We start from the raw sequence: 8,796 nt of genomic DNA on the forward strand, positions 1-8,796 counted from the left end.
ATACTTTTTATAAAGATAGCAACTAAGGGAGACCATCATGGACAAGGCTCAACAGATAAAGACGATAGCGTTAACGGCAATCGCACCCATTGTTTGGGGCAGTACCTACATAGTGACAACCGAAGCACTGCCTGCCGATAGCCCCCTTATTGCTTCAACAATTCGTGCCTTGCCAGCGGGAATCTTGCTTGTGTTATTGAGTCGAGCATGGCTAAGCGGAGCATGGTGGGCTCGAATGGCTCTGCTTGGGTTTCTTAACATAGGGCTGTTTTTCTATTGCCTATTTTACGCAGCGACTTATTTACCTGGAGGAATGGCTGCGCTTGTTATGTCTAGCCAACCCGTGCTTGTGATGCTGATGAGCTGGCATTTACTCAAGACAAAGTTTACACCGCTGCAACTGAGCGCCAGTGTTGTCGGTATTTCGGGAGTGAGCCTCTTGGTGTTAAACAGCACCGCCGAACTGAATATTGAAGGCTTATTGATAGCGATATTGGGCACCTTCAGCATGGCGCTTGGCGTGGTGTTAACAAAAAAATGGGGGCGTCCATCGGGTATGAGCATGCTGGGCTTCACGGGATGGCAGCTTCTGTTTGGTGGATTAATGCTATTGCCCGTGTCGCTTTGGGTGGAAGGCATTCCAAGTCAGCTCACGGTCGTGAACTACATTGGATATGGCTATTTGAGTGTCGTCGGCGCCATCGTGGGCTATTTCCTTTGGTTCAATGGCATTGAAAAACTGCCATCGGTCACGGTCTCTTTCCTAGGATTCTTAAGCAGCGTATCTGCCTGTTTCCTCGGCTACTTCATTCTTAATCAAACACTCACACTGGCTCAATTATTGGGCGCGGTAGCAATACTTGTTTCAATCATGATGGCTGCGCCTAGAGCCGCCAAACCAACAAAAATTCAACTTACATTACAAACAGAAAAAGGGAACTAACATGAAAATCACTATCGTATCAGGAAGCCAAAGAGCAGAATCGAAAAGCCTAGCAGTGGCACAGTATTTAGAAGGTCTTGCGAATACCCATTTTGATGACATTGAAGTCTTGGACTTACACGAATTAAACCTTCCATTTTGGAATGAAGGCGTTTGGCAAGGTAGTGAAGAATGGGACCAGTGGAAACCAGTGGCAAAGACACTAAAAGAATCCGATGCGTTTGTTTTCATCACACCAGAATGGCATGGCATGGCGACACCTTCGTTGAAAAACTTCTTACTGTTGACGACTGACGATGAACTGGCCCATAAAGCGGCGCTGCTCGTGAGTGTTTCAGCAAGTGTGAATGGTGTTTACCCGATTAGTGAACTGCGTATGACGGGAAATAAAAATAACCATGTCTGCTTTTTACCGGATCATCTCATTTTCAGAGATGTGGATGATGCTTTCAATGCCGACAACGAATGCACCAATTCTCACCTTCATGCTCGTAGTGAGTATACGATGCAGCTACTGGCTTCTTATGCTTCTGCGTTAGCGCCTATCCATAGAGATATGGTGAATGTCGGTAAGCCTTTCCGATATGGCATGTAGTGACGGGGGCCATTTGGTTCCTTCATTATTGACTGATACCGAGCCGCCCAATCTATCTCGGGCGGCATTATTCAACTGTTGTATTTTTTTAATGAGGCACTAGTCCATTAAAGCGGAAGCGACGATATCGGGGTTGTCTTGAATGAAGCGAATGAAGTCTTCCTGCACTTTGTTTGTCGGCGCTTCTTCACCATTAATGATTTGAATAAATTGAGCGTGTTCAGGGTTAATAGGTTCTATTTGACCATTTACAAGCTTAATCAGGTAGAGGCCGGCATAGCCAATAATGTGTTTACTGACCGGGCTGTAGCCGTCACTTATTTCAACCTTGTAGCCACCTTGATTAATGAGGTTAATGTGTGAGTCAGGGAAGATATTCTCAATCGTGTCCATCTTTTTCAGCAATAGATCAATCATGTCATCATTTTTTAGAATGCTCACATGACTGCTGTTAAAACCAAATTGGTCATCAGATTGTTGTTGAGCGCGAATGTCCAATTGGCTAGAAAGCGGAACCACGCCATCACTGTTTTCACCCATTTTCACAACGCCATCATTATTGTAGGCGTAGAAGAGTTGGTGGTTTGTGTAGTCGGGTAGGTCTTTGCTATAGAGTTGGTCAATGAACGCGCTATTCGGGTTTAAGTTTCGCCATGCAGGCAACACAATGAATCCATGCTCCTCACCCAAAGCGGCTGCTGGGTGACCGCCAAATGGCGTTGCAATACTCACAAACAGTTTTACCTTGTTTCCGTGTTCTCTATCGTCACTTTTATTGAGCGCACTTCTTACTATTAGCCCGCCCATGCTATGAGCCACAACGATCATTGGCATGTCCATTGACGGAACTACGCTCTCTGACAGGAAAATGCTATAGAAAAAATCGGCAAGCTGGTCTAAATCACCCCCTGACGGATAGTAGAAAAACCACGGTTGGTAACGATCTAAATCCATCTTATTGATGATGGGTTGGAAAGAGCGAGAACTGTCGCCTATCCCATGCACAAAGATGACGGGAACCTTGTGTGCAACGTCTTCACCTAATGAAAAAAACATAGTGGGAGCAAGTTCAAGAAATGAGGCCGGATCGTACATGCCCATGGTGGCAACTCTCTTATCAAACAGAGGGTCATCAAGGCTTCTAATGGTCCCCGTTGGATAATACAGGGACGTTTTGAGTTGAGGTCGCTCAGGTTGAGGTATTGCTTTGGCCCATTCTACGGTGGTGTTTTGGGTGAGGGCAATATCAATGCCTTCTGCCAGTTTGTTCGGATACCGGCTCGGATTAAGCTGTAATTCATGTTCTGCAACGACTTCTGAATGATCAAAAAGCTGATCGCCATTCGAGTCTGCATAGATGAGTACCGTATAGTTGCCTTCTGGTAGGTTCAAAGCATAGTGAGTCAGTACTCCGGTAAAGAACATGGTGTCGACGAGCTCATGTTCTTCAAATTCACTCGAATAAGCGGCGATGAGCATGGGCGTACTGGTGTCATCTTCGTTTTCTGTGATTGGCAGACCCCAGACAAAATAAGAGTCTTGGTTGATCATGTGCTTGAGGTTCAACTTGCTCGGCGCGACTTCGTGAACATTGGAGTATTCACTTTGAATAGCCGAATACTTTAGATAGGTACATGAGGTCGAAAATAGAATAGATAACAGTAAAATCGCTTTAGACAACTTATTCAAACCACACTCTCTCCATTTCGACATCGATAAATCCCTATTCGGCCCATGTAAAGTATCACTGATTTGAATGTATTTCAGAAGATTGTATTAGTAAAGGATGGTGCGGGGAAATCATTGGTTTATATAGAATATGTATTAGGGGAGGCGACCATTAGAGCGCAAATACTGCGTAGGGGAATCAATTGCGTTACCATAGGTTTGTTACTCGCTAATTAAGGAAAACTCGATGCCCGCTTCAATGAACGAATACATTGTTCCTATGTACCCAACGATACAAGCATTGGATGTTAATGCACTGAGTGCAGGTGAGCATAAGTTCTGGTTTGCGATAGCGACGGATGCCATTGGACACCCGCAAACACTGGCAGTGAGAGTTTTTAAAGGAAAAAGATCCGGTAAGCGAATCGTGATTACCGCAGGGATCCATGGCGATGAACAAAATGGCATCTTAACCGCGCAACAGCTTGCTAGAGCCTTAGTCGATGTTGAGTTAGCAGGCACCGTTACCATTGTACCCACTGTTAACGTCTCTGGAATTGCTCGTCATAGCCGAGATTTTCATTCGGCCGCGCCTGATAGCTCGTCGGCGAATCTAAACCGCGTGTTTCCCGGTAGCCCTACTGGGGATGACGCAAGTCGATACGCTTTCAGCTTGTGGGAGAACCTACTTAAGCCCAATGCAGACTTGGCCATCGATCTTCATTCTCAAACCAGTGGCTCGACCTATCCATTGTATGTTTTTGCTGATTACCGACTGGAAGATTCCATTAGAATGGCAAGATTGATGAGCCCAGACGTCATACTCAATGATCCCGGCGACCCTGGCATTCTAGAAACCGTATACAACCGCGCAGGCATTCCTTCCATTACTGTCGAGGTTGGCGTTGGACGTTACACCGATTTGGACATGGTCGATAGAGCCAGCCAGGGTATTATGAATATTCTTCGCTCATTAGAGATGATAGATGGCGAGGTCAAACCGACGAAAAATAGCTGTGTTGAAGGCGAAGAAATCGTGAGTGTGAGGGCAAAGCAAGGCGGTTTTGTGATTTGTCAGGTTAAGCTGTTAGACAGAGTGAAAAAAGGCCAATTACTGGCGAAACAATACAATAGTTTTGGAGACGAAATTGAAGCCTACGCTGCACCCATTGATGGAACAGTGATCAGTCATAACGTGGAATCAGTGAGAGCACCAGGATCGTTAGTCGTGAGGCTCATTCGTTAATAGCAATTTGTTAAGAGCAATCTGTAAATGCACTGTTGCTATTACGTAGAGTAAACTGATCGGTGGTCGCTTGTGCAGTGCGATTAGCGCTCACTATTTTTGGTGAGGTCATCGATTATTGGACATTGGCTGTCGGCATTGCCCGGACAAGCTGATACCCAACTTTCCAATTGATTCTTTATATCGGTGAGCTCTTTGATTTTGAGTTCGATTTCACCCAACTTTTCTTTTGTTTTCGATTTTACTTCGCTGCTCTTGCGGTTAGGGTTTTGCGCAAGCTGAACCAGTTCCTTACATTCAATCAAAGAGAAGCCTGCATTTTTTGCTCGGGCAATAAGGCTCAGTTCTTGGACATTTTTAGAGGAGTACTCACGATAGCCGGCATCGCTGCGGTTAGGCGGTGTGATGATGCCCTTGTCTTCATATAAGCGAATCGATTTGCTGGATAAGCCCGTTAAGTTTGCCACAGTGCCAATATTCATAATGTGCCTCTGAATTACTCTCTTTTCCAATTCGCATGAAACGGTATTGCAAATCTCTCTACTGCTTATATTTTGGCATAGGTTGTTGGTGGTCGGCCAAAGGTTTTTTTAAAGGCATTGGTAAAATTGGCAGGATGATGATAGCCCGCTTCATAAGCGGCTTCGGTAACGCTCACCAGCCCTTGTTCTAAATGTTGTTTGGCCACTTCTAATCGACGGTAACGAATGTAGCTGTTTACGGTTAATCCAAATTGCTGTTTAAACTTGCGTTGCAGGTTCGAAATACTCATAGAGAAGCGCAGTGCGATAGATTCAAGCGAAAGAGGGTGACCCAATTCAGACTCAATATAACTGATCACATCTTCTATGCGGTGATCGGCTTGAGGCGATGTTTTCTGGTGTTCTAGCGTTGACTTGGTTTCTTCTAGTTTCAGTTGCGGGGCTAGCTTATTGAGCAGCTGAACAAACAAAGAGTAAGAAAGCGTTTCAAACTGAAGCTTTTCGATAAAGGTGTTGGGTGGCTTTGAGTCAATGATTTGTTCCGCAAGCGCCGTCATTTGTTCATCAATCTCAATCGCTAAGTAATTTTTGTGTGTCTCTAAAAATGCGCTGATGTTGCAATTCAGGCCGAGGCGTTCTTTGATCCATTTCGGTTGAAGCATCAGGTTCATTTTGGTGACGCGATTGCCTTTACAAATATTTCTATGGAAACTCGCTGGCTTATTGAGATTGACCAGTACCGCGACAGGTTGGCTCGCTGAGTGAGGACGAGAAGTATCGAGATCAAACGTGAGATCGTCGTAACCAAACTTGAGCTGCCCCTCAATAAGTAAGGTGACAATGAGAGATTTGGGCGCGGTAGAAATGACGTTCGAGTTAACAAGTTCGTTGAAATGCCCGCCATGAATCGAAAAACCATCGTTGAAACAATAAGAAACGAAATGACCTTCAGCCAGTGGCGCTTCTTCTTTTTCTCCTTTGCTGACAATAATCTGTTTTTCGGTCGCTTCTATTTTCTGCGTGAGCGCGATCTTCTTAACATTCGGCTTTCTCAGCTTTTTACTTTTGTCACTGATGTTGTGATTACTCATAGGCGATTTCTCATAAGAGGTCGGTGATTTTGCACAAGTCATTTATCTTTTCGTTAATACAAATGAAATCTATCATACTTGCGAATTATTATCATTTGCATTTACGGAAGGTTACATGGAAAAGTTCCAGTTTTGTCCTCAAAAACGATCATTGGTCTGTTTAGCGATTGGACTCGCACTCTCAAACACCACCATTGCGGAAGAAGTGAAGCCACTCGAAGAGGTTGTAGTATGGGGTACGAAAGTATCAAGCAGCTCTGAATCGATCGGAGTGAGTGATATGTCGTTAAAGCAAGCGGATCATATGTCTGACTTGTTGCGTGACGTTCCAGGTGTCGATGTGGGGGGGACTCACTCATTGAACCAACGTATCCACATTCGAGGATTGAATGAAACCGATCTCGATATCCGTCTCGACGGCGCGTCACAGTACGCCAAAATGTTCCACCATATTGGTAACTTAACGCTTAACCCTGATATTTTGAAAGCCGTGGACATCCAAGTGGGTAATAACTCTGTGACGCAGGGTGGTTTAGGTGGTTCCGTGTATTTTGAAACAAAAAATGCAACTGACCTGCTTCGCTATGATGAAACGTTTGGTGCACGCGTGTTTGCAGGCTACGCCAGTAATAACAACCAACAAGGTTCGTTAACCGTGTATGGCAAGCTGTCTGACAAAGTGGACGCCATGCTCTATGGCCACGTGATCAGTCGTGACGACTTTACTGATGGTAGTGGCCAGAAAACCTTTGGCACGGCAGGTGATGTCTATAACGTAATGGCGAAATTCGGCTTTGAACCTTCTGAGGAACATCGCTTTGAATTTTCCTATGATCACTATAGTGATGAAGGTGACTATAGCCCACGACCAGATATGTACGGCGGTGCAAACGAAGGGTTAAGTGATGACCTACTACTCCCTACTGTTTATGACCGAAACACAATAACACTGAGCTACCGTTTAGAAACAGAGCAGCACAAAGGTAAGGTATCACTTTACTCGAGCGAAACAGAGATCGAGCGAGATGAAACGAAAACCGGCTGGACATGGGCAAGCCGTGTGTCTGTTAACACTGCAACGAACAACAACACAGGCTTAAACGCGACGTTCCAATCTGACTTCGTGGTCGCTGACCTCGACAATGAGATGACTTACGGTGTGGACTATATCGATAACTCTAGCAGCAGTGCGTATGGTGGTGTTGAGTTTATGGATGAGTCAGCGATTTCGACGGCAGTGTTTGCTGAAAATAAGATCTTCCTTGTGGATAGTTGGTCTGTCACTGGTGGCTTACGTTTCGAAGATTACGAACGTAAAGCGACGACCGGAACACACAGCTATGACGATGTAACGTGGTCACTGGGCACAAACTGGGATATTGACCAACACTGGGCGGTGTTTGCGAATGCTCGAAGCCTATTTAAAGGTCCTGAATTGTTAGAGTCATTCATTCGATACCAAGATAAGACCGTGTTAGCGGATGGGCTTAAAGCGGAAACCGGACTCAATTCCCAAGCGGGCTTTAGCTATAACAACCAAGATGGCGCACATCGCTATGGTGTTACCTTCACGGCCTTCAAAACCGACATCGATGACTACATCGTTGAAAACTGGAATGGCAGTGGCTACACAATAGAAAACAGTGGTGACATTGAAATTCAAGGTTTTGAATTAAGTACCACTTACAGCTACGAACAATTTGCAGGTAAGTTGTCTTATTCAAAATCGGATAATGAATACAAAGAGACAGGGTTACCTGTTGATGATGGCAATGGCATAAGCTCTGACATTGGTGACAGCATTGCATTGTCGATGGATTACTATGCTGATTCAATAGAGACGTTATTTGGTTGGACATCGATCGTGGTTCTTGAAGAAGACAATGTCTTCGAAGGCGACGATAAAAAAGCAGGTTACGATACCCATAACTTGTATGCGCAATGGTTGCCTTCTAACGTAGAAGATTTGTCGCTGACATTTGGTATCGACAATATCTTTGATGAGCAATACGTATCGCACGCATCTCGAACGGGTGTTGCTCGTGGATACGTGATGGACGACTACGAGCCTGGTCGCAACGTTAAACTGTCCGCTGCTTACCAATTCTAAAACTTCCTAAAGCAATAAGGCTCACCTTCGAGTGGGCCTTAGTTTTATCTGCAATCCTTAAAATAAAACCATCTACCTTGGTGAACGAACATAATTATGACGACTTCATTACCAACAAATCAACCTGAGCTATCTTCTCAATCAGAGAAATATCAAGTGGGCCCATTCGCAACAGAGACGATCATTCAATCTGAGCATGCGAGTAAATACCTCACCGTTCTCTGTCGCCATTTTGCACGTAAAGTAGATGCTAAATGGAACGAAACCAGTGGCACCGTCTATTTCCCTGTTGGGGTCACGACCATGACGGTGAGCGATGAGGCTAACCTGCTTACCATTCAATGTGTTTCCGACACTAAGCAGCAACTTGAGCATCAAAAACTGATCATTTCTGAGCATATTGATACGTACTCAAGGAGAGAAACCATAGAAGTATGTTGGAGTAATGACTAATTAGCGGCTAAAGCAATCCACCCATTCAACTATTTTTTAGTTTTTTGAATCGCGAAAGGTAAGGGGTATAACACTCAACTTTTGTTAAGTTTGGCCCATTACCCCTGCCATATGTGGGCTTTTGAGTAATAATTGGTATTTATTTTTAGATGAAAATAAATAGGAATCTTGAGCTGGATCAAACTAAATTCGTTTGTATGACAAATAG

The 8,796-nt window shown here is 44.6% G+C and carries 8 protein-coding genes; 5 read left to right on the forward strand and 3 right to left on the reverse strand.

The annotated features are described in order from the left end of the window. Window positions 1-37 precede the first annotated feature (37 nt). A complete protein-coding gene (locus BCU12_RS18940) occupies window positions 38-943 on the forward strand; it encodes an EamA family transporter (protein WP_102405812.1) in 906 nt (301 codons plus the stop codon). 1 nt (window position 944) lies between these two features. After that, window positions 945-1,538 carry an NAD(P)H-dependent oxidoreductase gene (locus tag BCU12_RS18945; RefSeq protein WP_102405813.1) on the forward strand — a complete coding sequence of 198 codons (594 nt, stop codon included), beginning with the start codon at window positions 945-947 and terminating at the stop codon, window positions 1,536-1,538. A 99-nt stretch (window positions 1,539-1,637) separates the two neighbouring features. On the opposite strand, the gene BCU12_RS18950 is transcribed toward BCU12_RS18945, so the two are convergent. Beyond that, window positions 1,638-3,251, reverse strand: a complete 1,614-nt coding sequence (locus BCU12_RS18950; RefSeq protein ID WP_102405814.1) for an alpha/beta hydrolase — start codon at window positions 3,249-3,251, stop codon at window positions 1,638-1,640. A 202-nt stretch (window positions 3,252-3,453) separates the two neighbouring features. On the opposite strand from BCU12_RS18950, the gene BCU12_RS18955 reads away from it, so the two are divergent. After that, complete coding sequence (locus BCU12_RS18955; RefSeq protein WP_102405815.1) at window positions 3,454-4,452, forward strand: succinylglutamate desuccinylase/aspartoacylase family protein; 999 nt, start codon at window positions 3,454-3,456, stop codon at window positions 4,450-4,452. An 83-nt stretch (window positions 4,453-4,535) separates the two neighbouring features. Here the strand turns inward: BCU12_RS18955 and cueR are convergent, their stop codons facing one another. Together cueR and BCU12_RS18965 are read right to left on the reverse strand one after the other, a co-directional pair. Further along, window positions 4,536-4,934, reverse strand: a complete 399-nt coding sequence (cueR, locus tag BCU12_RS18960) for a Cu(I)-responsive transcriptional regulator (RefSeq protein WP_102405816.1) — start codon at window positions 4,932-4,934, stop codon at window positions 4,536-4,538. A gap of 65 nt (window positions 4,935-4,999) precedes the next feature. After that, window positions 5,000-6,025: an AraC family transcriptional regulator gene (locus BCU12_RS18965; RefSeq protein ID WP_241909876.1), complete on the reverse strand. Its 1,026-nt coding sequence runs from the start codon at window positions 6,023-6,025 to the stop codon at window positions 5,000-5,002. Between the two features lie 115 nt (window positions 6,026-6,140). Between BCU12_RS18965 and BCU12_RS18970 the strand changes: the two genes are divergently transcribed. Further along, the gene (locus tag BCU12_RS18970; protein WP_102405817.1) at window positions 6,141-8,135 is read left to right on the forward strand and encodes a TonB-dependent siderophore receptor; all 1,995 of its coding nucleotides are present in this window, start codon (window positions 6,141-6,143) and stop codon (window positions 8,133-8,135) included. 96 nt (window positions 8,136-8,231) lie between these two features. Further along, window positions 8,232-8,588: a DUF2218 domain-containing protein gene (locus BCU12_RS18975; RefSeq protein WP_102405818.1), complete on the forward strand. Its 357-nt coding sequence runs from the start codon at window positions 8,232-8,234 to the stop codon at window positions 8,586-8,588. Window positions 8,589-8,796: the final 208 nt, after the last annotated feature.

The organism is Vibrio sp. 10N.261.55.A7 (assembly GCF_002877365.1).
Lineage (GTDB): Bacteria > Pseudomonadota > Gammaproteobacteria > Enterobacterales > Vibrionaceae > Vibrio.

Coding starts and splice junctions, on each gene's coding strand:
- BCU12_RS18940 (WP_102405812.1), top strand. CDS start 38: ATGGACAAGGCTCAACAGATAAAGACGATAGCGTTAACGGCAATCGCA.
- cueR (WP_102405816.1), bottom strand. CDS start 4,934: ATGAATATTGGCACTGTGGCAAACTTAACGGGCTTATCCAGCAAATCG.
- BCU12_RS18970 (WP_102405817.1), top strand. CDS start 6,141: ATGGAAAAGTTCCAGTTTTGTCCTCAAAAACGATCATTGGTCTGTTTA.
- BCU12_RS18950 (WP_102405814.1), bottom strand. CDS start 3,251: ATGTCGAAATGGAGAGAGTGTGGTTTGAATAAGTTGTCTAAAGCGATT.
- BCU12_RS18945 (WP_102405813.1), top strand. CDS start 945: ATGAAAATCACTATCGTATCAGGAAGCCAAAGAGCAGAATCGAAAAGC.
- BCU12_RS18955 (WP_102405815.1), top strand. CDS start 3,454: ATGCCCGCTTCAATGAACGAATACATTGTTCCTATGTACCCAACGATA.
- BCU12_RS18965 (WP_241909876.1), bottom strand. CDS start 6,025: ATGAGTAATCACAACATCAGTGACAAAAGTAAAAAGCTGAGAAAGCCG.
- BCU12_RS18975 (WP_102405818.1), top strand. CDS start 8,232: ATGACGACTTCATTACCAACAAATCAACCTGAGCTATCTTCTCAATCA.